20 protein-coding genes are annotated in these 25,805 nt (G+C 38.2%); 17 read left to right on the top strand and 3 right to left on the bottom strand.

What is annotated here, in order from left to right:
* Window positions 1-313: 313 nt before the first annotated feature.
* The 13 genes from H4J41_RS03410 to H4J41_RS03350 all read left to right on the top strand — a co-directional run bounded on the left by H4J41_RS03410 (window position 314) and on the right by H4J41_RS03350 (window position 16,775).
* The gene (locus tag H4J41_RS03410) at window positions 314-3,082 is read left to right on the top strand and encodes a YdbH domain-containing protein (protein ID WP_182135986.1); all 2,769 of its coding nucleotides are present in this window, start codon (window positions 314-316) and stop codon (window positions 3,080-3,082) included.
* A gap of 2 nt (window positions 3,083-3,084) precedes the next feature.
* A complete protein-coding gene (locus tag H4J41_RS03405; protein ID WP_182135985.1) occupies window positions 3,085-3,267 on the top strand; it encodes a YnbE family lipoprotein in 183 nt (60 codons plus the stop codon).
* 66 nt (window positions 3,268-3,333) lie between these two features.
* Window positions 3,334-3,666, top strand: a complete 333-nt coding sequence (locus H4J41_RS03400) for a YdbL family protein (protein ID WP_182135988.1) — start codon at window positions 3,334-3,336, stop codon at window positions 3,664-3,666.
* Between the two features lie 444 nt (window positions 3,667-4,110).
* Window positions 4,111-5,157 (top strand): OmpA family protein, encoded by a 1,047-nt coding sequence (locus H4J41_RS03395; protein ID WP_182135984.1) that lies wholly within the window; start codon window positions 4,111-4,113, stop codon window positions 5,155-5,157.
* A 149-nt stretch (window positions 5,158-5,306) separates the two neighbouring features.
* On the top strand, window positions 5,307-5,474 hold the full coding sequence (locus H4J41_RS03390; protein ID WP_182135983.1) for a hypothetical protein: 168 nt from the start codon (window positions 5,307-5,309) through the stop codon (window positions 5,472-5,474).
* Window positions 5,475-5,879: 405 nt separating this feature from the next.
* Entirely contained in the window at window positions 5,880-8,225 is a 2,346-nt protein-coding gene (locus H4J41_RS03385; protein WP_182135982.1) for a TonB-dependent siderophore receptor, read from the top strand.
* 24 nt (window positions 8,226-8,249) lie between these two features.
* Complete coding sequence (locus H4J41_RS03380) at window positions 8,250-10,427, top strand: FAD-dependent oxidoreductase (RefSeq protein ID WP_182135981.1); 2,178 nt, start codon at window positions 8,250-8,252, stop codon at window positions 10,425-10,427.
* Between the two features lie 4 nt (window positions 10,428-10,431).
* Window positions 10,432-11,265 (top strand): DUF547 domain-containing protein, encoded by an 834-nt coding sequence (locus tag H4J41_RS03375; RefSeq protein WP_182135980.1) that lies wholly within the window; start codon window positions 10,432-10,434, stop codon window positions 11,263-11,265.
* Entirely contained in the window at window positions 11,252-12,811 is a 1,560-nt protein-coding gene (locus H4J41_RS03370) for an ABC transporter substrate-binding protein (protein WP_259365554.1), read from the top strand. Before H4J41_RS03375 ends, H4J41_RS03370 begins: the two co-directional genes overlap by 14 nt.
* Before the next feature lie 3 nt (window positions 12,812-12,814).
* Window positions 12,815-14,626: an ABC transporter permease gene (locus tag H4J41_RS03365; RefSeq protein ID WP_182135979.1), complete on the top strand. Its 1,812-nt coding sequence runs from the start codon at window positions 12,815-12,817 to the stop codon at window positions 14,624-14,626.
* Window positions 14,623-15,285: an ATP-binding cassette domain-containing protein gene (locus H4J41_RS03360; RefSeq protein ID WP_182135978.1), complete on the top strand. Its 663-nt coding sequence runs from the start codon at window positions 14,623-14,625 to the stop codon at window positions 15,283-15,285. Before H4J41_RS03365 ends, H4J41_RS03360 begins: the two co-directional genes overlap by 4 nt.
* Window positions 15,286-15,296: 11 nt before the next feature.
* Window positions 15,297-15,974, top strand: coding sequence for a CDP-alcohol phosphatidyltransferase family protein (locus H4J41_RS03355; RefSeq protein ID WP_182135977.1), 678 nt, complete (start codon window positions 15,297-15,299; stop codon window positions 15,972-15,974).
* The gene (locus H4J41_RS03350; protein WP_182135976.1) at window positions 15,975-16,775 is read left to right on the top strand and encodes a sterol desaturase family protein; all 801 of its coding nucleotides are present in this window, start codon (window positions 15,975-15,977) and stop codon (window positions 16,773-16,775) included.
* A 398-nt stretch (window positions 16,776-17,173) separates the two neighbouring features.
* Here H4J41_RS03350 and bktB read toward each other — a convergent pair whose 3' ends face one another.
* Entirely contained in the window at window positions 17,174-18,358 is a 1,185-nt protein-coding gene (bktB, locus tag H4J41_RS03345; RefSeq protein WP_182135975.1) for a beta-ketothiolase BktB, read from the bottom strand.
* Window positions 18,359-18,746: 388 nt separating this feature from the next.
* Window positions 18,747-19,469: an acetoacetyl-CoA reductase gene (gene phbB / locus H4J41_RS03340; RefSeq protein ID WP_182135974.1), complete on the bottom strand. Its 723-nt coding sequence runs from the start codon at window positions 19,467-19,469 to the stop codon at window positions 18,747-18,749.
* A gap of 480 nt (window positions 19,470-19,949) precedes the next feature.
* Here phbB and H4J41_RS03335 point away from each other — a divergent pair, with 480 nt between their 5' ends.
* Window positions 19,950-20,726 carry a 3-hydroxybutyrate dehydrogenase gene (locus tag H4J41_RS03335; RefSeq protein ID WP_182135973.1) on the top strand — a complete coding sequence of 259 codons (777 nt, stop codon included), beginning with the start codon at window positions 19,950-19,952 and terminating at the stop codon, window positions 20,724-20,726.
* A 305-nt stretch (window positions 20,727-21,031) separates the two neighbouring features.
* Here the strand turns inward: H4J41_RS03335 and H4J41_RS03330 are convergent, their stop codons facing one another.
* Window positions 21,032-22,249, bottom strand: a complete 1,218-nt coding sequence (locus tag H4J41_RS03330; protein WP_182135972.1) for a polyhydroxyalkanoate depolymerase — start codon at window positions 22,247-22,249, stop codon at window positions 21,032-21,034.
* Window positions 22,250-22,558: 309 nt separating this feature from the next.
* Between H4J41_RS03330 and H4J41_RS03325 the strand changes: the two genes are divergently transcribed.
* From H4J41_RS03325 to phaP, 3 genes are all read left to right on the top strand, one after another.
* Complete coding sequence (locus tag H4J41_RS03325; RefSeq protein WP_182135971.1) at window positions 22,559-24,322, top strand: alpha/beta hydrolase; 1,764 nt, start codon at window positions 22,559-22,561, stop codon at window positions 24,320-24,322.
* A gap of 164 nt (window positions 24,323-24,486) precedes the next feature.
* The gene (gene phaR / locus H4J41_RS03320) at window positions 24,487-24,951 is read left to right on the top strand and encodes a polyhydroxyalkanoate synthesis repressor PhaR (protein ID WP_310649792.1); all 465 of its coding nucleotides are present in this window, start codon (window positions 24,487-24,489) and stop codon (window positions 24,949-24,951) included.
* 104 nt (window positions 24,952-25,055) lie between these two features.
* On the top strand, window positions 25,056-25,613 hold the full coding sequence (gene phaP / locus H4J41_RS03315; RefSeq protein WP_182150447.1) for a TIGR01841 family phasin: 558 nt from the start codon (window positions 25,056-25,058) through the stop codon (window positions 25,611-25,613).
* Window positions 25,614-25,805 lie beyond the last annotated feature (192 nt).

The following is a 25,805-nucleotide window of genomic DNA, read 5'->3' as shown; positions in this document are numbered from 1 at the left end:
TCATTTTTACTGGTTAAAATAACCAACTACTGCGTTATTTATTTAATAATTAGAACAACTAGTTATTAAAATAAATGCCTTATATTTGGCCATTTTTCCTGCGTATAAAGTAGACCACCTAATTAGTGAAATTGGTATAATTAAAATATTCTCATGAGTGAGAATATCATAATTTTTTCGTGAGCTCTTTTGTAGCTAGGTATTTAAATCCATGATTTTGATTGATCCTATGACTCAACAGCCATAAAGTAGTGGTACAAAACGGATTAAACAAAGCCAGAAAGCCCATGGACGAAGGAATAAATACCCACAAATGATAGTCCCAAAAAAAAGCTTAATTGCTATTGTACTAAGCGTCATTATAACTACCCTCTTTTTGGTCTATTTTACCCGCGTTGCTATTGTAAAAAATTTTAGTAATGATGAATTGGCGTTATATGACGCAAAAATAACCTGTCTAGACTTTCACTTCACCACAGATTTAAAACTGGCGATAAGTCACTTATGCCTGCAAACACCGCAAGCAGATATCAATATTGAAAATATGGCAATAACTTTGGCATTAGCTGCTGAGCAAAAAATTCAACGCATCGATATTGCTTCAATAACGGTCAAAGGCACAGCAGACTTGCTGACTCTATTCAAAAGTAGCCCGAAAAAAAATAACCCAGCAAGGTTAACAGAACAGCTAAATACTTATTTAACGCAACTTGCACAGCTTAAGTTACCTTTTAATATTCAGGTGGCAGCGTTAAGTTATTCACCTTTTTCGCCGGAAAATAGCAGTACAATAAATAGCAGTAATGCCACAAAAAAAGCACCTTATACAGGCCAACTTTCAGTTAGTGAAAATACCCTAGGGTTTTCATTAAAAGATCTTCAGCATAGCGTTTTATTATCTGTTGATTTATCGACTAACCCGCATAAAAAAGCCCCCTTGGCCTTAAAAATATCGGGTCAGTTAACCCCTTTAAAACAGTTTTTATTCGCACATAAACTACCGCTAGCGCCGGCAATAGTAAAATCTTTAGGCTCGCTTAACACTAGCGGTGAATTTTATAGCTTATTAAATTATCAAGCAGGACAATTAACCTTAGACTGGCAATTAAAAGATTTTTCACTTGCCGCTGCTCAAGGTATTAAAGCGAGTGGACCCTTTGAACTCTTGGGCACGCTTAATCTGCACAGCAAAATCAACTTAAACACGGCTAATTTAAGCACGTCTAACTTAAGAAAAAAAACCTCAAAAAAAGAAGATAAAGCGCTTAACAGCCCTGCTGAACTTGAAGTTGAATTTCAACATAACAACAGCTTGCAGCTGCAATATAGTCAGCCTCACCTGATTGATTACTTAAACAACAACGCGCTATCGCCTTTACTCATCACGCTACTAAAAGACAACCCCGTTGAGCAATTAACCTTTCAGCCAAAGGGCAGATTAGCTTTTAACCTAAACGACCAAGAGTTGTCGTTATCTGGCATAGCAATAAAGGCAGAAAGTGCTCAGCAAGTGCATCAACTGAACTTAGATAATATGGCCTTTAACCTAAAGCATTATCTCAACGTTGACCCAAGTCGCAACAATAATCCAGTAACAGAAGACCCAGTAAAAGAAAGTCCATTAATGGCACAACTAAATTTTAAACTTGATAGCCCACGGTTACTCTCAAGCATTAATAATTTCACTTATGCACCGGTTATAGTCAAGCTGCAAGGTTCTCTTAGCCAAAGCCACGCGCAAACAATCATAAACCTTGATGAAAACTCATCGTTTACTAGCAACAAGATCGCCATGTCGACAAACCAAAAAACAACGAATAAAAAGCTATTCTCGATTAAACAGTTAACCACGAAAGTACAAGGCAGTGTAGAAATACACCACCCGATTCAACAACAAACCGCTATGCAAGGTCAAAACCCTGTAAAAGTTAACAATAAGGCGAAAATACAAGGTAAGCCTGCCATTAACTTAAATGTAAAAGTGCAAAGTCAGGCTGAAAAATTGCGTGTAGGTAAAATGATTGCAGTCAATAAATTAGCGCTAAACACCACTATTGCAGGTAATTTAAATAACATTGAAATAAATACTACGGCCACTGCCGATAATGTAGCACTAGGAAATTTAACAATATCGGGCGCAGTAGATAAACCTAACATCGCATTAACGGCTGAAGCGTTACAGTTAACTGACCTGCTTGCTCTAAATCTTGAATTACCAACAAAAATAGCCTTAGTTGAAGGCACATTGAGCTATAGCGTAAAAGGTCAGGTAACTGATTTAACAGATTTTGAAAAAACACCACTCGCCATATCAATAGCAATGAAATCAGTCAGCGGTGAAGTAAATGGCATTTGGCTACAAGAGCTTAATTGGCAGCAAAACTTTCAATTTTTAGCGGGTAAGTTAACCACGCTGCATGATGTATCTAAAGATCAAAAAGAAAACCTAAAGATTGCATTGATAGATATCCCAACACCGATATCTAAATTCTCCGTTAACACAGGTTTGAGTTATGAAAAAGACTTTACAATATCAGCGACAAAAGTCAAAGGTGATATATTAGGCGGTAGCTTTGCCATTCCAAAAGTTCAATGGCCACTTGAGCATGGCCATTCAGTTGACGTTCAGTTAACTAGTATAGACTTAGAGCAAGTGTTGGCGCTAGACAAAAAGCAAGGTATTGTAGTAACCGGCAACATATCAGGCCAGTTGCCTATTAGTTATGATGGCGAAAAATATACTATGGGAAAAGGCGAACTGCATAATGTGACTAATGGCCTTATTCAGGTAATGAATAATCCGGCGGTAGCTGAGCTAAAAGCGAATAACAGCCAGTTAAAGTTAGCGTTTGATGCCCTGCAGAACTTGCACTACCATCAGTTGTCTTCTGATATTTCAATGGCAGATGACGGCTATATGTTATTAAAAACCGTGATTAAAGGCCGAAATCCAGACATCGACAACGATGTGAATCTGAACTTGAATTTAAGCTATGACTTATTAGGCTTGCTTGAATCACTGTCAATTACCGAACAATTTGAAGAACGTATTATCAAAGGTTTACAAAAAAATAAGGAGTAAGTATGAGTAAAATACTAACCACAGTGTTAGCTATTTTTATAATCAGTGGCTGTACACATAAAATAGAAGTTAGCGCCAAAGAACCGATCACGATTAATTTAAATTTAAAAATTGATCATGAAATCAGGGTAAAAGTCGATAAACAACTTGATGACATTTTTAGTGCCGATAGCGACGTATTTTAAGGAGTAATTATGAATAACTTATCTAATAGATTATCTTATAGATTATCTAATAAATTAACGAGTAACATGACCAACAACATAGTTAAAAAATTAACTTGTGCGCTGCTAGCTGTAACTATGACATTTTCCGCATGGGCTATTTCACTAGACGATGCCAAGCAACAAGGCTTGATTGGCGAAATGAAAAACGGTTACTTAGGCTTAGTAGTAGAGAACGTTGAAGCGCAAAGCTTAGTGGCGAGTGTTAACGAAAAGCGTAAAAGCATTTACCTTAACCTAGCGCGTAAAAATAACATCACCATGGCGCAAGTCACCGCACTAGCCGCTGAAAAAGCCTTAAATAAAACTCAGACTGGTCATTTTATTCAAAATGCTGCTGGGCAGTGGGTAAAAAAATAACCTTGTAACAAAATCACTTACAAAGTTGCTTACAAAGTCAAAATAATAGCCATGTAAAGAGGGGGAAATAAGCCCCTCTTCTTAATCTCAGTTCAACTCAATTCGGCGCTGTCACTTTAACTTAATATACCTAGCAGCCGCCTGTAACATAAAAATCACCCTATTTTTATTTTCAATTATCATTTAGGCATTAGCTCTCGCTAGTTCTTTGCTAGTTCTCAGTAGAATTAATTACTTACAACTAGGATATATCAAGATTCTCAGTTGATCTTAATCAAAATAAACGAGGTAATATGTAGCGTTTTATAAAAATAATTGTCAAAATACACATTAGAAACTTAGCTGAGAAATTAATTTATGACTTTCTTTAATCATCTTCGTTATACAAAAGTTATACAAAACAGAATTTATTAAGATTATTTAGACCTAAACAAGGAATTACCAATGAAAGCATTTAAAATTTCTCTACTCGCAGCCCTTATTAGCTCACCACTAGCTGCTGAAACTATTGATAAAACATGGGAGCTTGGCGTCTTTGGCGATTACATAAAGTCGAGTACTAACAAAGAAGCAAGAATGGATTGGTACCAACTTGAGGCCGGTAAATCTATCGGTATCGATTTACAAAAAATTATTAATGACTACTGGAATGTGCGCGTTGAAATTGCAGGAACTCGCTATGACATAGACAACGGTACTGATAAAGATTATGGCATTCGTGGAGGCGTTGACGCTATTTACAAACTAGAAGATAGCGATTTATATATGTTTGCTGGCGTAAAACGCTTTAGTAACGCGAAAAGCTACAATGCAGTAAATATTGGTGCCGGTTACAACTTTGAGGTTAGCGACCGTTTATCTTTTTACAGTGAAGCCGCTATTTATAAAGATGTTGATTATGGCTATATCGATCAAGGTGTAAAATTAGGCGTTAAATATACCTTTGGCGATGTTAAGCAAGCACAGGTAAGCATCAAACCTGCAGTAGCAGCAGTACCCGCTGTTGTAGCAAAGGTTTTAGACAGTGACAACGATGGTGTTAGCGATAACATTGATCGCTGTGCTGACACACCTGTGACCGTGAAAGTAGATTCTATGGGCTGTACTTTATATTCAGAACAGGCAGTTGAAATTAAGCTTAATATTGCTTTTGCTAATAACAGCTCTATTGTTGAGCCTGCATTAGTCGATGATATTCAACGATTAGCTGATTTCATGAAAGAATATACCAATACTTCAGTTGAAATTGAAGGACACACTTCGATTACAGGTACTGCCGACTATAACTTAATGATGTCGAAAAAACGTGCAGAATCAGTAAAAAGCATCCTGGTAAACAAGTTCAATATTGACGCTAGTCGATTAACGACTAAAGGCTATGGTCAAACTCAATTATTATCAACAGATAATACCATTGCTGCCCATAAGTTAAATCGTCGTGTTGTTGCAAAAATCGCCACAAGCGTAAAAGAAGTCGTCACTAAAGGCTAGTTTTTCGCTTATGACTGAGAACAAAGTTATTTTAATCACTTTGTTCTCAAATTAACCACGACATGTAAGCCTATAGCCAAGCCACTTCAATAAGTATAATTTTGCTACTTTTGATGGTTTGGCTGTATATTTATTAAGATCAAAAGCATATGTTGAAGAAAATGCATAAGTCTACCCTAGACTTTATTAACAAAAACATTCAAATTAACGCTAATTCATCATCTTACCCTGTACGTAGACAAGCAGAAGAAAAAATAATATCGCCTCCTGCTGTAACACCCATCAAGCTCAACACTGTTGTTGAACACAAAGATTAATGCGTATTTTGATTTTTTACTGGGCCAAATCTGGTTTATATTTAAATCCTCAAAACAGTAAATTGGTTAACTATCAGAAAATTTTTAACATCAACTACAGCTCTTTCAATTTAGCTCATCAATACTCTAAAAAAACCTGAGTAATATTGCCAATATTTTCACTATCGTTATTGCCTTCATTAGTACCTTAACTTCGTTTTATAGCTTATGTCTTTTTAATCGAACCTTTTTTAATCGAACCTTAAGAAATTTTAAAACGCTATTTTGACTAATGACTAAGATTAAAAGCCAATATAAATTAAAAGCCTGAAATTTATTATTTTTAATCTCGGTCTAGACTGACATAACATTTTTAATAAGTTCATAATCAAGCATGATTAATAACAAAAAATTAGGTACTCTCAAATGAAATACAGTTTAATAGCCCTTAGTATGCACTTTATTTTTCACGCTCAAATAGCCAGTGCTGAAGAAGCTAAGGAAACTGATGTTGAAGTTATTGAAGTTGCAGGTCAACGCATTATTAATCATGGTTTTTCGCCCAAAAACACCAAAATCAATGGGCCATTTGGCGATGATTTAGGCTTATCTGACATTGCACGTTCGATGACGCCTATTACTAGCGCCATGATGGAACAATTAAACATAACTGACTTGCAAGATATTTTAGCCGTAACACCTAACAGTTACTCAGCCAGTGGTTTTGGTGCGCCAAGCTTACCGACTTTACGTGGTCAGTTAGGCGAGCTTTTTCAGGATGGTATGCGCCGACAAGCCGGTAATAACGGCTTTGGTGTACCACTTTCTTTTAATTCTGTTGATCAGCTTGATGTAATAAAAGGTGCGCCACCGGTATTATTTGGCAGTAGCCAACGTAACGGTGGTTTTGTTAATTTACAATCTAAACGCGCATCGACTGAAAAAAGTGCTGCAAAAGTAAAACTTAGCGCAGGTCGATGGGATCAATACAGTGCACAACTGGATATAGGTGCGCCAATTGTTGAGGGTGAGAGTGGTTTTAGAATCAGCGCCGCGCATATTGATAATGGTAGCTTTTACGATTACTCAAGCTTTAAAAGTGACAGCTTTTACGCCGCCTTTCGTTTATTGCCTGATAGCCAAAGCACCTGGGATATTAACCTTGAATTATACCAAGTTGAATTTACCGACAATGCTGGCATTAATAGGCCAACACAAGCGCTAATCGACAGCGGCTTATATATTACCGGCCAAGGCGTACAACCTAATGGTAGCCTTATACCCGGCGCTGGAGCAGTAATTTCGCCAACCGGACAAGTACAACTTAGCCGTAGTAGGGTATTAACCGATCCTAATAATGAAAACGAAGCTAACACTTTTTTATTACACAGCATCTACACCCGCGAACTAAGCAGCCAAACACAATTAAAAAATAGCACTTATTATCAACATTTAACCCGTGATGAAATTGCTCAAAATAGCTTTGTTGAGATCATAGATGCTGCCGATACCGCGCAAAACCGACTTGAGCTAAGTCATGATTGGAACAATCAGCAACAAACCATTGTCGCCTTTGATGTCCGTTATAATAAAGTGCGCGGTTATAGCCAATTTACCACCGAAGCTGATGACCCTATTGATTTAACTGGCCCTGTTGAGAGCCGCCGCATTCCCCTAACAGTAGAACAACAAGCTAGACTTGTGGAGCTGCGCCCCGGTGTATTTGTTTCACCCGGTGGTCAGTATGATGTCAATAATGACAACCTTGGTGACTATTCGTTATCAGATACTACCGACTCTACCAGCTGGCAAACGGGCTTTGCCATTCAACAAGACAGTCAATGGAGCGATCGTTTAAGAACAAACTTTGGTTATCGTATTGATTTTTATGATGTAAAAGCACGAGATCCTATTGCACCTACTGGGCAGGAAGCGGCAGAAGATAGTATTAATAAAACCTTACATTCAGGTCAAGCCAGCGTTAATTACAAGCTTAATACTGATTTAACTATTTATGCTGCAACGAGTTATAACGAAGCAACTTCAAATAGTATGGCCGGTGGTAATTCATTAGGCGCTGATAACTTAATTAATACACAGAACTTTGCCACTGAAAACACGCTAAATGAAGTGGGCATTAAATATATACCTGACAACAGCGCTTGGTATATTGACGGAGCATTGTTTAATCAAAGTCGTAGCTTACGTAATCGCGACGGCAGTAACACCGGCATAAAAACCAAAGGTGTTGAGCTGCAAGTGTTTTATGATGCTGCGCCTTATTGGTTTAACATAGGTTACAGTTATCTTGATGCTCGTTATGACAACTCTGCCAGTAGTCAAAGTTCGTCGCAAATTGCTGATGCCTTTGATAATTCTCGTCCCGACATTATTCAAGGTACTAGCGTAGGTGCACCAAACTTCACCGCTTTTCCTCGTTCTAATAGGCGTGTACAAGGCATACCAGAGCAATCATTAAGTATTAATGGTGGCCTTTATATTACAGAATCTTGGCAAGCAGGCTTTGCGGCATTATATACCTCAAGTTACCCACTAGATTTTTTAGCAACCGTAAACATACGCGATCAATACACCTTAGGTCTTAACACAAGTTACCGAATTGGCGAGCAGACTAAATTGCGTTTCGATATCAATAATGTCACGAATCAAAAGAATTGGCGGCCAGTCTTTGAAGGCGGATATTTTGGTTCAACCTTGGTTTTCCCTGAATTACCTATTAATGCCAAGTTCACAATACAGCACAGTTTTTAAGGACAATTTTTAAGGACAATTTTTATGTTTAAGAAGATACTATTATTCGTTATCGCCATCACACTGGTGGCATTGTTTTTTCACTTTGATCTCAATAGGTTACTTACTTTAGAGGGATTAAAAGCCTCAATGGCGCAATTTGGCCAGTGGCGCGAACAATCGCCATTATTGGTTATTGGGGGCTTTTTTACCCTTTACGTTTTGGTCGCTGCGCTGTCATTACCTGGCGCTGCCATTTTAACCTTGGCTTCAGGCGCTTTGTTTGGCTTAGCCCAAGGCTTGGTTATTGCCTCATTTGCCTCTAGCCTTGGTGCACTATTAGCTTTCTTGGTCTCACGTTATCTGCTGCGCGATACCATTAAGGCTAAATTTCCTGAACGCTTAAAAGCCATTGATGCTGGTGTAAAAAAAGAAGGGGCATTTTATCTGTTCACCTTACGTTTAGTGCCTGTTTTTCCTTTCTTTTTAGTTAATTTATTAATGGCGGTTACCGGTATTAAAGCCTGGACATTTTATTGGGTCAGCCAAATAGGCATGTTTTTAGGCACCATGGTTTATGTTAACGCCGGTACGCAATTAGCTGAAATAGAGAGCTTGTCTGGTATATTATCACCTAAGCTTATTCTCTCTTTTGTGTTACTCGGTCTTTTACCCCTTATTGCTACAACTATCATTAACAAAATAAAACAACGTCAAGTCTATAAAAAATGGCAAAAACCTAAAAGCTTTGATCGTAACTTAATTGTTATCGGTGCCGGCGCTGGTGGTTTAGTCACCAGTTATATTGCCGCGGCAGTAAAAGCAAAAGTAAGCTTAATTGAAGCAGGTAAAATGGGCGGCGACTGTTTAAATTATGGTTGTGTTCCTAGTAAGGCAATCATTAAAAGTGCAAAAATAGTCGATCAAATTAAACAGGGTGAACACTATGGTTTAGAGAACGCGACCCCAGAGTTTTCTTTTAAGAAAGTCATGGCACGTGTTCACCAAGTGATTGCCGATATTGCTCCGCACGACAGTGTTGAACGTTACACTGACTTAGGTGTAGAAGTTATCAAAGGCTACGGAAAGTTAATCAATCCATGGACTGTAGAAATTAAACTTAACGATGGCACCATGCAAACATTAACCGCTCGCAGTATTGTTATTGCCACAGGCGCTCGTCCATTTGTGCCGCCACTACCGGGTATTGAAACCAGTGGTTATGTTACTAGTGACACCTTATGGACAGAATTTGCCAAGCTCGATCACGCACCAAAAAAATTAGTGGTGTTAGGCGGCGGTCCTATTGGTAGTGAACTTGCACAAAGTTTCGCTCGTTTAGGCTCACAAGTGATACAAATTGAAATGGCTGAGCGCATCATGATCAGGGAAGACCTTGAAGTCTCTGAATTTGCTAGTCAGTCATTACAAAAAAGTGCCGTGAATATTTTAACTTCTCACCAAGCTTTACGTTGTGAACAACGTGACGGTAAAAAATTCATCATTGTTAAAAACCTTAAGCACGAACAAGGTACAGATCAAGAAGAAGAAATAGCCATTGAATACGATCAGTTATTATGTGCTGTTGGCCGCGCTGCTCGCTTAGAAGGTTACGGCCTTGAAACATTAGGTATAGAAACTAACCGCACCATTCAAACCAATGAATACTTAGAAACCTTATACCCTAATATCTTTGCCGCAGGAGATATTGTTGGTCCTTATCAATTTACCCATGTTGCTGCACATCAAGGTTGGTATGCTGCTGTTAATGCCTTATTTGGTACCTTTAAAAAGTTTAAAGTCGATTACCGCGTTATTCCATGGACAACCTTTATTGATCCAGAAGTGGCACGTGTCGGTATTAATGAACAAGAAGCTATTGAACAAGGCATTGACTATGAAATTACCCGATATGATTTTGCCGAGTTAGACCGCGCGATCACTGACGGTGCGGCCAATGGTTTTATTAAAGTTATTACGCCAAAAGGCAAAGATAAAATACTCGGTGTGACGATTGTTGCTGAGCATGCCGGTGATTTACTCGCTGAATTTGTATTAGCAATGAAACATGGCTTAGGCTTAAATAAAATTTTAGGCACGATTCACAGTTATCCAACGTGGGCTGAAGGCAATAAATACGCAGCAGGTGAGTGGAAACGTAACCATGCACCAAAAACCGTTTTAAGCTGGTTAGAGAAATTCCACACCTGGAGAAGAGGTTAATACCATGATTAACTTAAACAAAGCCCTCTCAAGGGCTAAATCTTTGCCGTTAGCTGTATTGTTACTGTTAAGCACAGTTTTTAGCGCCGTTAGTACGGCACAAGAGATCTTGCACCAACCATGGCAGGCTTTATTAACTCAGCACGTTTCGCCAATTAATGATGGTCATTCAAGCCAAGTAAATTATGCCGGCATGAAAACTGATCATGTAAAGCTAACGGCTTATTTAACTGCCCTTGGTAAGATTGATAAACAAACATTTGAGCAATGGCCTGCCCCTAAGCAATTGTCATTTTTGATCAATGCTTACAATGCTTGGACAGTTGAACTGATTCTAACGGCTTACCCTGATATAAAGTCGATAAAAGATCTGGGGAGCTTTTTTAGTTCACCGTGGAGTAAGAAGTTTATTCCTCTGCTTGGTGAAACGCGTAGCTTAGACAATATTGAGCATGAGTTAATTCGTGGCGATAATAAATATGCTGATCCGCGTATTCACTTTGCTGTTAACTGTGCCAGCATTGGCTGCCCTGCTTTGCGTGAAGAAGCTTATAGCGCTGACAAACTAGAGCAACAATTAACTGAGCAAACGATACGTTTTTTAACCGATAAGAGCCGTAATCGTTTTACTGAAGATGCAATGGAGCTTTCCGCTATTTTCAAATGGTATGGCGATGACTTCACACAAGGCTTTCGTGGCAGTAATTCTCTATCTGCTTTCGTATTGCTCTACCGTAAAGCCTTAAATTTAACACCAGCGCAACAAGCAGGTTTAAAGTCGGAAGATATGGCGACGAATTTTTTAACCTATGATTGGGCACTCAATGCCGTTAGGTAAATCGAAGTGTTTATTGAATGGTAAAAGGGGGCGTTTCTCGACTCTTTTTGCCACTCATTTTCCGCATCAAGCCGTCATGTCGTTCTTGTATCAACAAGCTAATGACTTTATGACACCCGCATCAAAAACCTCAAGGGTTAAGGCAGTTATGCCCGCTGTTTGGTTACTTAGGTTAATATTTTTAGCTTGGTTCACCCTACTGTTTGCCATGCTATTTACTACAAGCTCATTAAGTTATGCCAACACTGCCTTTGCAGCAACCCCTGAAACAGGCTCTATAACAAGTACTGAAACAATTACTGAAACAAGTTCAGTCGCTAAAGTGAACAGTGTATTAATATCAAACAACTCACCGATACAAACAAAGTGGAGTACGGGAGAAACATTAGGAAAAAACCCCTCAGTTTATTTTCATGCTTGGGGCGGTGACCCGCAAATTAATAGCTATATTCAATGGCTTGCTAAGCGAGTAAAGCAAGAATATAACATTGACTTACAACATGTAAAACTAACCGATACTAGCGAAGCTGTTAGTCGTGTTTTAGCGGAAAAGTCAGCAAATAATCATCAGCAAGGGCAAGTTGATTTAGTCTGGATCAATGGCGAAAATTTTGCATCAATGGCAAAGTATCAGCTCTTAGCACAAGGTTGGGTTGCACAACTACCTAACTTTTGGCTAACGAACCCCAAAGAGAATGAGGCAATGACCCGTGATTTTGGCTTGCCAACACAAGGCATGGAAGCGCCTTGGGGACAAGCTTCGCTAACCTTTTATTACACACCTTCAATTAATGTCAATAAGCCAAAAAGCACATATCAAGATAGTATTCGCCATGCGCCAAAAAACATTAGCCAGTTATTAACTTGGGCTGAGCAAAACCCTGGTCGTTTTACTTACCCAAAACCGCCTGATTTCTTATCATTAAGCTTTTTAAAATATGCCCTAATCACACTTAATCAGCATCAGCCAGCGCCAGTAAAGTCAGGTCTATATCAAGCAGTAACAAAGCAAAGCCAAGCAACATTGCTACCCATTTTATGGACGTTTTTAGATAAACTGCATCCGTATTTGTGGCATCAAGGGCGATATTTTGTTGCCAGTGGTACAGCATTACAAAGACTGGTTGGTGACGGCGAGATAAACTTAGGCTTTACCTTCTCTGCTGCGCAAGTACCGGCAGCGGTTGAGCGCTATAACTTACCCCAAAATACCCGTAGCTTCGTCATGCAAGATGGTAGTTTAAGTAATATTCATTTTATCGCTATTCCTTATAATGCCGCGAATAGTGATGCCGCAAAAGTGGTCGCCAATTTTATGCTCAGTGTTGAAGCACAGGCTAAAAAACAACAAGCTAAAATTTGGGGCGACAGCACGGTTCTCGATGTGTCGCAATTAAGTCAGCAAGAGCAATTATTGTTTAGTATTGAGCAGCAGCACCCAAGCGCCTTACCTGTTAGCAGTAAAATCACAGCATTAAGTGAGCCCCATCCCAGTTGGTCAATATTATTAACCCGTGAATGGTTAAAACGTTATGGAGCGCAATAACAAATGAGCCATAAGCTGACGAGCAATTCCTTAAACAACCGTCCTCTAAAAGATGAGACCAAGCTGCTCGACACACTTTTTAGTACCGTGGTAAAATTCAGCCCTAAATTATTAATAGCGATATTAATTTTACCTGTGCTGGGTGGTTTATTAGGTGTGCTTTTACCCGCCTTTGGTTGGTTACCGGCTTTAGACAGAACTCAGTTTGGCTTACAAGGCTTTCAGCAACTAGTACAAACACCCGGTATAGCTCAAATGATCGGCTTGAGTTTTTTCAGCAGTATTGTCAGTGGTTTATTGGCTTTTGTTATTACACTTTTACTGTTGGCCAATTATTTTGATAGCCCGTGGTTAGCCCGTATTCAACGTTTGTTAGGGCCTATTTTAGTGATACCCCATGCCGCGGCCGCAATCGCTATTGCCTTTTTGATCACACCTTCAGGCATGATTGCTCGCCTACTATCACCCTGGTTAACCGGTTGGCAAAGTCCGACAGATTGGTTACTGCCCCATGACCCTTACGGTATTAGCATTATCCTAGGTTTAACGCTAAAAGAGCTGCCTTTTTTATTATTAATGACTTTGGGCGCTATTGCTCAACCCGAGCTTAATATCAAGTTACAGGCGCAATATCGTGTTGCGCTTAGCTTAGGCTATTATCCGATAACGGCGTTTTTCAAGGCCGTGCTACCTAACATTTATCCGTTAATGCGTTTACCCATGTTAGCCATACTCGCATACGCCAGTGCCAGTGTAGAAATGCCTTTAATATTGGGGCCAAATACACCACCGACATTAGCAGTGGCGATTATGAACTGGTTTCATGATGTCGATTTAAGCTTGCGAATAAAAGCCTCCTCTGGGGCAATATTACAATTGTTCATTACGCTTTCGGTTCTATTCACTTGGTGGCTATTAGAAAAACTAACCCAAGCTATAAGCAGTAAAAGCTTAAGTAACGGTCAGCGCACATACGGTGATCTTTTCTGGTCTAAAATCATCAATATTTTCACCCTGTTGTTAATCGGTTTTATTGCCTTGGCGTTGATTGGCATGGTGTTTTGGTCATTTGCCGGCTACTGGCAGTTTCCGTTAGCACTGCCTGAACAATGGGTAATAATGCATTGGCAATCGGCTTTGCTACAAGTACAAACACCGATATTAAACTCACTCTCCATTGGCTTGGTCGCAACTAGCATTGCCCTCATTTTAACCTTGCTGACCTTAGAGTTTGAAAAACAAAACGGGGCCCAGCTCTCACGCTTTAGTAGTGTGATTATTTATTTGCCGTTAATGATCCCCAGCATTGCTTTTTTATTTGGCTTAGTCTGGCTTCAAGAAGCGGTTCATAGTAAAGCAACCTTTATCAATGTTGCCTTGGCACATTTACTATTTGTTTTACCTTATGTATTTTTATCTTTAGCCACCAGTTATCGCCTGCTTGACTCGCGTTATGCACAAGTAGCAGCAAGCTTAGGTGCATCGCCGATTAAAATATTTTTACAGCTGAGTTTGCCACAATTATTAATGCCTATAATGATGGCCAGCGCATTAGGACTTGCCATTAGTTTTAGCCAATATTTACCAACATTATTAGTCGGTGGTGGACGGCTTAATACCGTGACCACCGAAGCGGTAAGCTTAGCCAACGGCGCGAGTCGCCGCACAAGTGCGGTTTATGCGCTAATACAGATGCTTTTACCCGCCATCGCTTTTTCACTCATTTGGCTGATATCGATGCGAAAAAAAAGACAAAAGGCTCAAGTAAAGCTCAATAACAAAACAGCAAGTTATATCACTAAGGTTAACCGATGAGCAGTGTTTTTGAGAACAACAGTTTACAGATAAAAAACTTAACCATAATGCGCCAGCAAACACCGTTACTATCACTTAACGAAACGATAAAAGGTGGTGATGTATTGACCATAATGGGGCCGTCAGGCAGTGGAAAATCAACGTTATTAAATTGGCTAACCGGTATGTTGCCCAAAGAATTTCAAGCTGATGGTCAGCTTTATCTCAACGATGCAAATATTACCAAAGTCGCCAGTTATCAGCGTAATATCGGATTATTGTTTCAAGACGCTTTGTTATTTTCGCATTTATCTGTTGCTGGTAATATTGCTTTTGCGATGCCTAAAGGCGATAGCAAAACACGCGCAATAAAAATTAGTCAGGCACTGTCTGATGTGGGTTTAGCTGGTTTAGAAAATCGCCAACCTGAGAGTTTATCTGGCGGACAGCAAGCACGCGTGGCGTTATTACGGGTATTATTGAGTCAACCTAAAGCCATATTATTGGATGAGCCATTTAGTAAATTAGATAGTCAGTTACGCCAAGAGACTCGACAGTTAGTCTTTGAACAAATTAGACAACACCAATTACCTGTTATTATGGTGACACATGATGAGTCGGACGCCATAGCGGCTAATGGCAAAGTGTTGCACTTGAAAACACCACAACAAGACATTTAAGAAACAGACTTATGCTAGATAAATATATTACGCCTTTGATAAAGCCTTTGTTACAGCCTGTGGTTAGTTTGTTAGATAAACGCCAAGTAACCGCAGATCAACTGACCCTAGTCGGTTTTATAATAGGTTTGTTAGCTGTGCCTTTTTTAGCCTTAAACTTATGGAATTTAGCTTTAGCTGCCATTGTACTAAACCGGCTATTTGATGGCTTAGATGGCGCACTAGCACGGCACCAAAACAACAGCACCAGCGCAGGTGGCTTTTTAGATATTTGCCTCGACTTTTTATTCTATGCTGCGATACCACTAGGTTTTGCATTGGCTAACCCCGAGCAAAATGCTTTAGCCGCCGCAGTATTGTTAGCGGTATTTATGGGTACTGGATCGAGCTTTTTAGCTTTTGCTATTCCGGCCGAAAAACTCAACTTGAACAAACCTCAATTTGCTTACAAAAGTTTTTATTATTTAAATGGCTTAACCGAAGGCACCGAGACCATTCTTATTTTTGTCGCATTTTGTTTATGGCCACAATATTTTGCTGAACTTGCCTATGGCTTTGCTTCATTAGCGACAATAACAATTGTTACACGGGTTTATGGCGGCTATCATACATTGAAAGAACACAGCTTAAAAAAGCCAACTAAGACGGCGAAAAATAATGCTAAAGATAAGTTAACCGAGGGGCAATAAATGTCAGATACCAGTTTACGATTAAGTATCTTCTTTGCCATTTTTATCACTATGTTAGTGCTAGAAAGCTGCTTTCCTGCGCGTAAAAGCAAACTGACTAAAAGTGTTCGTTGGTTAGGTAACTTTTCTTTGTTAATTTTATCGTCAGTCGTTGCTAGGTTATTAGTACCTATTGGTGTTATCGGTATTGCTTTGTATAGCTCAGCACAAGGTATTGGCCTATTCAATGTCATTAACTTGCCAAATTGGCTGAGTATCGCTTTGAGTTTATTATTATTAGATTTAATGATTTATTGGCAACATCGGCTTTTTCATCTTGTGCCCATACTATGGCGTGTTCATAAAGTTCATCATGCCGACAGTCATACCGATGCCAGTACGGGTTTGCGCTTTCATCCCATTGAAATAGTGTTAAGTATATTACTGAAAGGCTTAGCGGTTATTATACTTGGCGTACCTGCACTTGCGGTGATTATTTTTGAAGTAGCGCTCAATGGCTTTTCGCTATTCAATCATGCCAATATTCGATTACCCCCTTGGTTAGAGCGACCATTACGAACCATACTTATTACGCAAGAATTACACCGTATTCATCATAGCCAAGTAGTAGAGGAAACTAATAGCAATTATGGGTTTAGTGTTAGTTGGTGGGATAGAATATTTGCTAGTTATAAGTCACAGGCACAAAAAAGTGATGAGGATTTAGCTATAGGTCTTAAAAGTTTTCCCGCTAATAAAAAAAATGCCAGTTTATTTACCTTATTAAAAATGCCTTTTGATAAGGTAAATAAATCTAAATAAACTCAACAAGGTAATCGGCTCAACTAAATTCAGACAAGCTAGTTAAGCGACTTTTTTCAATTTAATTATTTCGCTTTCATCATCATTTAGGCTTTTGTAACCCAAATGATGATGAAAGCGGCAACTGTTATAGAACATCACTATCTAATTCAATATCTAATTCAATATCTAATTCACTATCTAATTCAATATGTAACTCAATATGTATTGCTGTACTTCAAAGCGTGCTTGGTCATTTTTCCATTGCATTCATTCTTGTTTTAAGCGACCAAAAAAACTGATGTGGCTGGAAATTAACCACGATTATCTAAACCGTCACGCTACACAATAAACGCTTTACATAAAAAGGGGGCAACACAATGTTGCCCCCTTAATACGATTAAACCTTCAGTTTACATTTATAAACGTTCAAATATAACGGCAATACCTTGTCCGCCACCAATGCACATAGTAACAAGTGCATACTTGCCACCTACACGATGTAGCTCGTGAATGGCTTTAGTGGCAATTACTGCTCCTGAAGCACCAATAGGGTGACCTAAAGCAATTGCGCCACCATTTGGATTAGTTTTTAGGGGGTCTAAATCTAGTCCTTTAGCAACAGTTAACGCTTGTGCTGCAAAAGCTTCGTTGGATTCAATAACGTCCATATCAGTAATAGACAAGCCGGCTTTAGCCAATGCCGCTTTAGAGGCTGGAATAGGACCTTCGCCCATAACATCGTTAGGAACACCGGCAACCGCATAAGAAACCATGCGTGCAATTGGCGATAAATTATTATGGCTTGCATAGTTTTCACTCGCTAGCGTTAAGAAGGATGCAGCATCGTTTATACCGGAGGCGTTACCTGCAGTTACGCTACCGTCTTTTTTAAATGCTGGACGCATTCCCGCTAATAACTCTGCCGTTGTGCCTGCTTTTATATGTTCATCAGTTTCAAAGAAAGTGCTACCGCGGCGACTCTTAAGCTCTATTGGCACAATCTGGCTTTTAAAATAACCCGCTTCTACCGCTTTAGCGGCACGAGCGTGTGATTCTGCAGCGTAAGCATCTTGTGCTTCACGGCTTAAATGCCATTTAGTCGCTAGGTTTTCAGCAGTAATCCCCATGTGACCAACGCCGAATGGGTCAGTTAATGTCGACACCATCATATCAATCATGGCACTGTCGCCCATGCGCGCACCGGCACGCATAGCCGGTGACAAATATCCCCCACGTGACATATTTTCAACACCACCGCCAATCGCCAGCTGATGATCACCTAACATAATACCTTGGGCCGAACTCACCACTGCTTGCAAGCCAGAGCTGCATAAGCGATTAAGCGCCATTGCAGTAGAGTTTAAAGACATGCCGGCTTGAATAGAGGCTACTCGCGCAACATAGGGAAAGCGGGATTCAGTGGGTATAGTATTACCCACTATCACTGATTCATATTGCTCCGCGTCTACTCCTGATTTTTTAATACTTTCGGCTAATACTTGTCCTGCCAACTCAGCCGGCTCTATGTCTTTTAAACCTCCCGCAAAAGTACCAACAGCAGAACGCACGGCACTTAACACTACAACACTATTTACACTCATAATAATTTTTCCTCGCTAATTTAACGGATTCATATGTATGTTGATTTCAGCACTCAATGTAAAACTCGAATAATTTTTTGCAAATAAGTAAATATAAGTAAATAAAGAAAGTCTAAAGAGTTAGACAAAAGTGCTATATATGCAAAATAAAAAGTAGATAATTGTTTATCTACTTTAATAATATAAAAGTTATAACATGATATTTTCTATATCCTTTCCACTTCAAAATGCAGTTTTAGCGTTAAGCTAGCAAGTCAGATCAAGTTACGATATAAAGATAACGGCTGCACCCTTATCAAGTATTACACAGGTTTTTTAGGCTGTACCTGTGTACCTAACCCTTCTCAACTTACTGAAATTTGCATCTTAAAGTTAAGCAGGTATATAACTAGTACATGTGCTGACCACCATTAATAGATAAGGTCGAGCCAGTAACAAAACCAGCTTCATCGGCCACTAAAAATAATACAGAACGTGCGATATCTTCTGGTTGACCTAATCGCCCTACCGGTATTGTTCTAACAATTTTTTCTAAAACATCAGCAGGAACTGCTCGAACCATATCCGTTTCAACATAACCTGGGGCAATCGCATTGACGGTAATGCCTTTTGCAGCGCCTTCTTGCGCTAATGCTTTGGTAAAACCATGGATACCAGATTTAGCGGCTGCATAGTTCACTTGACCATATTGACCTGCCTGGCCATTAACCGATCCTATATTAACAATGCGCCCAAATGAGCGCGCTCTCATACCTTCAATAACAGCGCGAGAAGTATTAAAACAAGAAGATAAATTGGTTTGAATAACTTTATTCCATTGCTCAAAATCCATTCTGTGCATGGTGCCATCCCTAGTAATACCGGCATTATTTACAAGAATGTCGATTGACCCGATTTCAGACTCTATATCATGAATACTTTTACTTACACTTTCAAAATCGCTGACGTCAAATTTAAACGACTTAATACCTGTTCGCTCTGTGAATTCTTGAGCTGCTTGATCATTGCCAGCATAATTCGCGATAACAGTGTAACCATGTTCTTTTAGCATTATGCTAATAGACTCGCCTATACCACGTGTTCCACCTGTTACTAATGCAATGCGTCCCATATTTGTACTCCTTGTTGTATTTTATAGTGGCTCTATAGAGGTTTGTAATCCGTTTATTAACACTGCTTTCATTTTAAACGTGAGTAATATACCAACACCTATCGTACAACTAGCATACTAACGTTTGAAAAAAATCGATGTTAATTTCTTTATGTTAATTTTTTTAATGCTATATATTTTACATTTTTCACTTTCTGTTATGTTACTAGCTTGTTAAATAACTTTAGTCAGTGTTTGTGTTTAAAACAACTTTTTAGTGGTTCTTTATTGTTCTAAAACAAATTTTTACTGGTTATTAATTTCGCCAAAATAATCGGTGTTATTTTACTATAATGTCTACACATTAACGTTTTGTGAATGTGCTGTATAAAACCGCAATTAGTTTAATTATCACTCAATAATGAAATGGTTTTGTTAACATTATCGGCGTATCATTATATTCTGTTGTTATTTGACGCAATCAATAAAGGGAAGTAAAACATGACTCAAAAGAAAACAGCTTTGGTAACGGGTTCTGTCAGTGGTATTGGCTTAGGAATAGCAAAAAATTTAGCTAAGCAAGGTTATAAAATCCTTATTAGCGATATTAATTTAGTTGTGGCACAAGAGGTTGCTCAAGGTATTAACCAGTCAGGAGGAGATGCCTTAGCCTTTAAGCTTGATGTGACGGTTCAAGCTGATATTGATAATGTTATTGCGCATGCCAATGAATTTAATAACCGTATCGATGTTTTAGTCAATAATGCAGGCATTCAATATGTTGCTAAATTAGAAGATTTTCCAGCTGATAAATGGCAATTAATTACTAATGTATTATTAGTCGGACCCGCAATGATGACCAAAGCGGTATTACCTTTGATGAGAGCTAATAATTTTGGTCGCATTATTAATATTGGCTCTTTACATGGTTTAGTCGCGTCGCCATACAAAAGTGCCTATGTTGCTGCCAAGCACGGCATTATTGGTTTTTCTAAAGTGATTGCGTTAGAAACTGGCGAGCAAGATATTACTATTAATACTATTTGTCCTGCCTATGTAAAAACGCCACTCGTTGAGAAACAAATTGCTGATACAGCAAAAGAACATGGTATTAGTGAAGAAGAAGTTGTTAACAATATTATGTTGGCCCCTATGCCAAAAAAAGCATTTATTGATATAGAAGAAATATGTGCTTCAGTGACTTATTTAGCCAGTGATCTAGCTAAAAATATGACCGGACAAACTATGGTATTAGATGGTGGTTGGGTAGCAAGGTAGTCGAGTTATCTCAATTCGTTATCTATATCCGTTACCATCAAAAATACAGATTTTTGGTATTAATTAACCTGATTTGAGTCAAGCATAGTAATTTTAAGTCCATCGAAGCTGTATTTACACTATATAATTTATCCTTGGGCTGAGTTGTAACAGAAAAATTTTTTTACATTACAGCACATTGAATTAGATTAACTCAAGCGCTAAAACATACAATTTAATGGCTACGGGCGTACAAGTGATGAGAAAGTAGGTTTGATCAAACCTACTTTTAAGTTAGTCAGTAAACTATTGCTCTAATACAACCGTTAGTTATATTTTTTAATAAATTTTGTGATACTAGGCGCGATTCTATTGCGAAAAGCTGAGCCACTGAAGGTGCCAAAATGACCGACACCATCAAAAATTTCATGCAGTTTATCTTGTGCTGAAATATTAGCACACAAAGATTGTGCGGCTTCAGTTTGACCTAAAGAACAAATATCATCATTTCGCCCTTCAATGGTATGCAAAGGAGTATGAGTTATTGACGACAAATCAACTAGTTCACCTCGGTAAGTCATTTTACCATTGGCTAGGTCTTGATTAATAAAAACTCGGTCAATGGTTTCTAAATAAAACTCACCATTAAGATCTAATACCGCTAGGTATTCATCATAAAAATCACGGTGACTTGCTCTCTTTTCTTCTTTGCCATGAAAAACATGGCTAATATAATCAGTATGTTTCTTTATATGGCTTTCTATATTCATCGACAGAAAAGAGGCTAATTGAATAAAGCCAGGATATACTTTTCTGCCAGCACCTGGAAAGCGATTAGGCACGGTCATAATCACGTTATTTTCAAACCAACTTAAATCTTTACTATTAGCATATCTATTAAGCTCGTTAGGATTAATACTAGTATCAATAGGACCCGCCATCAATGTAAGTGATTTAGGGCTGCAAGGATCTTTCGCTTTAGCCATCACCGCTGTTGCTATTAACGCCTGAACCGTAGGTTGACAAACGGCTAATACGTGCGTGTTTTCACCTATCTCATGCATAAAATCAATGAGGTAACTTACATAGTCATCAAAACCAAAACTTCCTTCAGATAAAGGCACATGTTTAGCATCTAGCCAATCAGTAATGTAAACATCATGGTCTGCAACTAAACGCACTATTGTGGCTTTTAACAAAGTGCCATGATGACCTGAAAGCGGCGCCACTAGAAATAGTTTGGGTTGCTTAACATTGGTATCTTGTGCGAAATGAATTAAATTACAAAAAGGTTTTTTTAGAATGATCTGTTCAGTAACACCAATAGATTTGCCATCAATTAAGATGTTTTTAACATCATAAGCTTGTTTGTCATAAATTTTAGTGTAGTGATAGGCACTATCAAGCCCCGCACTGATGCTTTTTCCTAACAAGGTCTTGGCATAAGGGTTAAACGGGTGAGTTATGAATTGCTGACTCAAGGCAATAAAACCATTCATCATTTCGGCTGAGCGAGTATATAAATCGTAAGTTTGATACATCATCTGTTGTTTATCCTGCGGTGCAGCATTTATATATAAAATGAGTGTACATAGCAAATCTGTATTGGTCAATAATATTTTGCTGCACCGCATCAAAAATAAATATATCTTAAATGTTCACTCATTATAAACACGCATTATGTAGCTTAAATTTACGTTTGAAGACATGGTTAACATAAATAATAAGCAAATATGTTTGTATCTTATTAATATTGTTTGTAACTTGTTTGTTGATAATTTGTTAAAAATACTTTTACTTTGTGTTTTTTAACCGCAGATAAATTGTAATCATATAATTTAAAGGGATATATTATGGAATCAAGTCAACAGAAGGAAGTAATTGATTTTTTAGGGCAATACACAGAGGTATTTAATAGTCTGGTCAAACAAGTTTTACATGATCCTGATAAAAAAAGTTTAAATTCAATGATGGATTCAGAAAAATTATCTCAACTTTTATCTAAAGGGGTAAAAGTTGATACTGCCATGTTATTTAATAAACAAATGTCTTTTATGAATCAGCAAGCTGAGCTTTGGCAGAGTGCGACTAAAGCATTAATGGGTACAAAAGTTGAGCCTGTGGTGTCAGAGCAGCATAATGATCGAAGGTTTAAAGACAGCGAATGGTCTGAAAACCCTGTTTATAACTATTTAAAACAGTCTTATCTATTAAATTCTAACATGATGCAAGAAATGGTTAACAGTTTACATTTCGAGGATGCCAAAGCCGAAGAGCAAGTTAAATTCTATACTCGACAATATATCAATTCTGTTTCTCCAACCAATAATGCATTAACCAATCCAGAAGTTTGTCGAGACATTTTAGAGTCTAAAGGCGAGAACCTGATCAAGGGGTTACAAAACTTTATCCAAGACTTACAACAAAGTCCTGCCGATGCACTTAAGATCACCCAAACAGACCCTGATGCGTTTACTTTAGGTGAAAACTTAGCCTATACCCCTGGTGATGTCATTTACCAAAATGACTTGATTCAACTGATTCAGTACAAAGCCAGCACTAAAAAAGTTAATGAAGTCCCACTATTGTTTATTCCACCTTGTGTTAATAAGTATTATGTCTTAGACATGGACGAGAAAAAATCACTGATAAAATGGGCAGTAAGTCAGGGGCATACGGTATTTATCATTTCATGGGTAAATCCAGACGCAAAACTTTCTCATAAAGGCTTTAATGACTATATGAAAGAAGGGCCAATTGCCGCACTCGATGTGATTGAAGAAGTCACAAAATCAAGCAAAATCAATGTGGTTGGTTATTGCATTGGCGGCACATTATTAGCAACAACCCAGTCATACTTATTGGCAAAAGGTGATACTCGAATAAACTCGTTAACCTTTTTAACCACATTATTAGATTTTGAAGAACCGGGTGAAATAGGCGTTTATCTGTCTGAGGAAGTATTACCTTTCTTGAAAAAAAATATTAAAGAGAAAGGCATCTTAGATGGCCGCGTGCTTGGTTTAGCGTTTAGCATGTTACGTGAAAACAGCCTATTTTGGTCATATTTTGTCAATAACTACCTAAAGGGCAAAGACCCTGCGCCGTTCGATCTTTTATACTGGAACAGCGACTCTTCAAATTTACCAGCAGAAACCTTTGATTTTTATATCAAGCATACCTATCAAGAAAATAACTTGATAAAAGATGGTGCAGTTGAAATTGAGGGTGTTGCTATAGAACTCAGTAAAATTAAAACACCCAGTTATTTCTTAGCCACCATTGCCGATCACATAGTGTTGTGGCAAGCATCATACAAAGGAGCTAAAGTGCTTTCTGGACCAACAAGGTTTGTTTTAGCTGGCTCTGGTCACTTAGCCGGTGTGGTTAACTCTGTCGATCATGGCAAATATCCACATTGGGTTAATGACGAACTTTCTGACTCTGCAGAGCATTGGTTTGAAGGCGCGACAAAAAATGAAGGGTCTTGGTGGACAGATTGGGAAAATTGGGTTGCTCCTCAATCAGGTCAGCAAGTAACCGCACGTAAACAAGGATCTAAAAAACATGTAAGTATAGAAGCGGCTCCCGGCAGTTACGTTAAAAAGCGTAATTAGTATCGCTATAACCCCCCTCTTTTCTGCGTTATCTTGTTAACCTGATAGCACAGCTGAAAGTTAAACTAAAAAGCGACCAGAAAGGTCGCTTTTTTTCTAGAGAGTATATCTGTTATACTGAACACCAATAGCACTTACACTAAATTTTTAGTAACTTATCGTAAGTGAAAATTAATAACCGACTGAGATTATTACCCTTGATCACAATTAAAAGATATCCAAACCGTCGTCTGTATGACACTACAAAGAGTCATTATGTAAATTTGGATTATATTAGAGAATTAGTTATATCGAATCAAGAGTTTAAAATAGTTGACTCGAAAACAAGTGAAGATAAAACCCGTAGCATTTTAGTTCAAATTATAAGTGAAGAAGAAACAAGTGAGCGACAATCGTTGTTAACTAATACCTTACTGAAGCGCTTAATATGTTTTTATGGCAATGATAACCAAGATTATTTACAGCAATTTCTTGAACAAAGTCTTGCTGCTTTTATTGAACATCAAGATGATATTTTAAAGCTGAGCAATGACATTAATAAAAACTCTCCTTTTGGTTTATTTAGCAGTATTGTCGAACAAAATATGAATATTTGGACTAAATTCCAGAAGCCAACAGATAAACAGTAACAAAATGTTGCACTGCAACAAAATAATAATTGACTAAAAACTTAAAAATTGATTAAATTCTCACCAAATGATGCTGCTTATCAGCAAAAATTAAGGAGAAGTTTATGTTTAATCAATTTACAGATTTATTTCAAACCTCATCAGACCCAATTGATAAGTTGGTCAAATTAAATATATCAACAGCAAATGCTATTGCACATCAACAAGGATTGCTCATTACCAGTTTGTTTAATGACAGTATGTCATTTAGTCAAAAGATGATGACAACACCAGACATAAACATTTTTATTGCCGAACAAGCAAAATTTAGTGCCTATGTGCAAAATGAATTAACTGATGCCATAAAACAAACCTCTGAAACACTCACCCATGCGCAAAAAGATGCAGAAGAAATTCTTAATGATTCTTTTGCCGTATTTTCAACTAAAGTGAATGAAACTTTAGTAGAAAATGTCGCTGTTGCTCCAGAAGTGCTCAATAAAAATAAAACTCAGCCAGCGAAACAGACTGCAGTACAAACATCAGCACAAACAACAACAACTAAAGCCGTACCCAAAAAAGCTAAAGTAAAAACCACACCAAAAGCTGAAGTTAAAGCTACGCCAAAAGCTGAAGTTAAGGCTACCCCCAAAGCTGCAGTTAAACCCACGCCAAAAGCTTAAGTTAACGCCACTCCCAAAGCTGAAGTTAAAGCTCCGCCACAAACAAAAGAAAAACCTACCTTAAACCCATAAATTAAAGCTACACCAATAACTTAAGTTAAAGCTAAGCCAAAGACAGAATTTAACACTACACAACAAAATTACGTAAAAACGACACAAAAAACGTAAGACAAAGCAGCCACAAATACACAC

It is taken from the genome of Colwellia sp. MB3u-45 (genome assembly GCF_014077005.1).
Classification (GTDB): domain Bacteria; phylum Pseudomonadota; class Gammaproteobacteria; order Enterobacterales; family Alteromonadaceae; genus Cognaticolwellia.
This window is presented reverse-complemented; position numbering and strand designations above follow the sequence as displayed.

Coding starts and splice junctions, on each gene's coding strand:
- H4J41_RS03325 (WP_182135971.1), top strand. CDS start 22,559: ATGGAATCAAGTCAACAGAAGGAAGTAATTGATTTTTTAGGGCAATAC.
- H4J41_RS03375 (WP_182135980.1), top strand. CDS start 10,432: ATGATTAACTTAAACAAAGCCCTCTCAAGGGCTAAATCTTTGCCGTTA.
- phbB (WP_182135974.1), bottom strand. CDS start 19,469: ATGGGACGCATTGCATTAGTAACAGGTGGAACACGTGGTATAGGCGAG.
- H4J41_RS03385 (WP_182135982.1), top strand. CDS start 5,880: ATGAAATACAGTTTAATAGCCCTTAGTATGCACTTTATTTTTCACGCT.
- H4J41_RS03350 (WP_182135976.1), top strand. CDS start 15,975: ATGTCAGATACCAGTTTACGATTAAGTATCTTCTTTGCCATTTTTATC.
- H4J41_RS03365 (WP_182135979.1), top strand. CDS start 12,815: ATGAGCCATAAGCTGACGAGCAATTCCTTAAACAACCGTCCTCTAAAA.
- bktB (WP_182135975.1), bottom strand. CDS start 18,358: ATGAGTGTAAATAGTGTTGTAGTGTTAAGTGCCGTGCGTTCTGCTGTT.
- H4J41_RS03405 (WP_182135985.1), top strand. CDS start 3,085: ATGAGTAAAATACTAACCACAGTGTTAGCTATTTTTATAATCAGTGGC.
- H4J41_RS03330 (WP_182135972.1), bottom strand. CDS start 22,249: ATGATGTATCAAACTTACGATTTATATACTCGCTCAGCCGAAATGATG.
- H4J41_RS03395 (WP_182135984.1), top strand. CDS start 4,111: ATGAAAGCATTTAAAATTTCTCTACTCGCAGCCCTTATTAGCTCACCA.
- H4J41_RS03335 (WP_182135973.1), top strand. CDS start 19,950: ATGACTCAAAAGAAAACAGCTTTGGTAACGGGTTCTGTCAGTGGTATT.
- H4J41_RS03400 (WP_182135988.1), top strand. CDS start 3,334: ATGACCAACAACATAGTTAAAAAATTAACTTGTGCGCTGCTAGCTGTA.
- H4J41_RS03390 (WP_182135983.1), top strand. CDS start 5,307: ATGTTGAAGAAAATGCATAAGTCTACCCTAGACTTTATTAACAAAAAC.
- H4J41_RS03360 (WP_182135978.1), top strand. CDS start 14,623: ATGAGCAGTGTTTTTGAGAACAACAGTTTACAGATAAAAAACTTAACC.
- phaP (WP_182150447.1), top strand. CDS start 25,056: ATGTTTAATCAATTTACAGATTTATTTCAAACCTCATCAGACCCAATT.
- H4J41_RS03380 (WP_182135981.1), top strand. CDS start 8,250: ATGTTTAAGAAGATACTATTATTCGTTATCGCCATCACACTGGTGGCA.
- H4J41_RS03410 (WP_182135986.1), top strand. CDS start 314: ATGATAGTCCCAAAAAAAAGCTTAATTGCTATTGTACTAAGCGTCATT.
- H4J41_RS03370 (WP_259365554.1), top strand. CDS start 11,252: ATGCCGTTAGGTAAATCGAAGTGTTTATTGAATGGTAAAAGGGGGCGT.
- H4J41_RS03355 (WP_182135977.1), top strand. CDS start 15,297: ATGCTAGATAAATATATTACGCCTTTGATAAAGCCTTTGTTACAGCCT.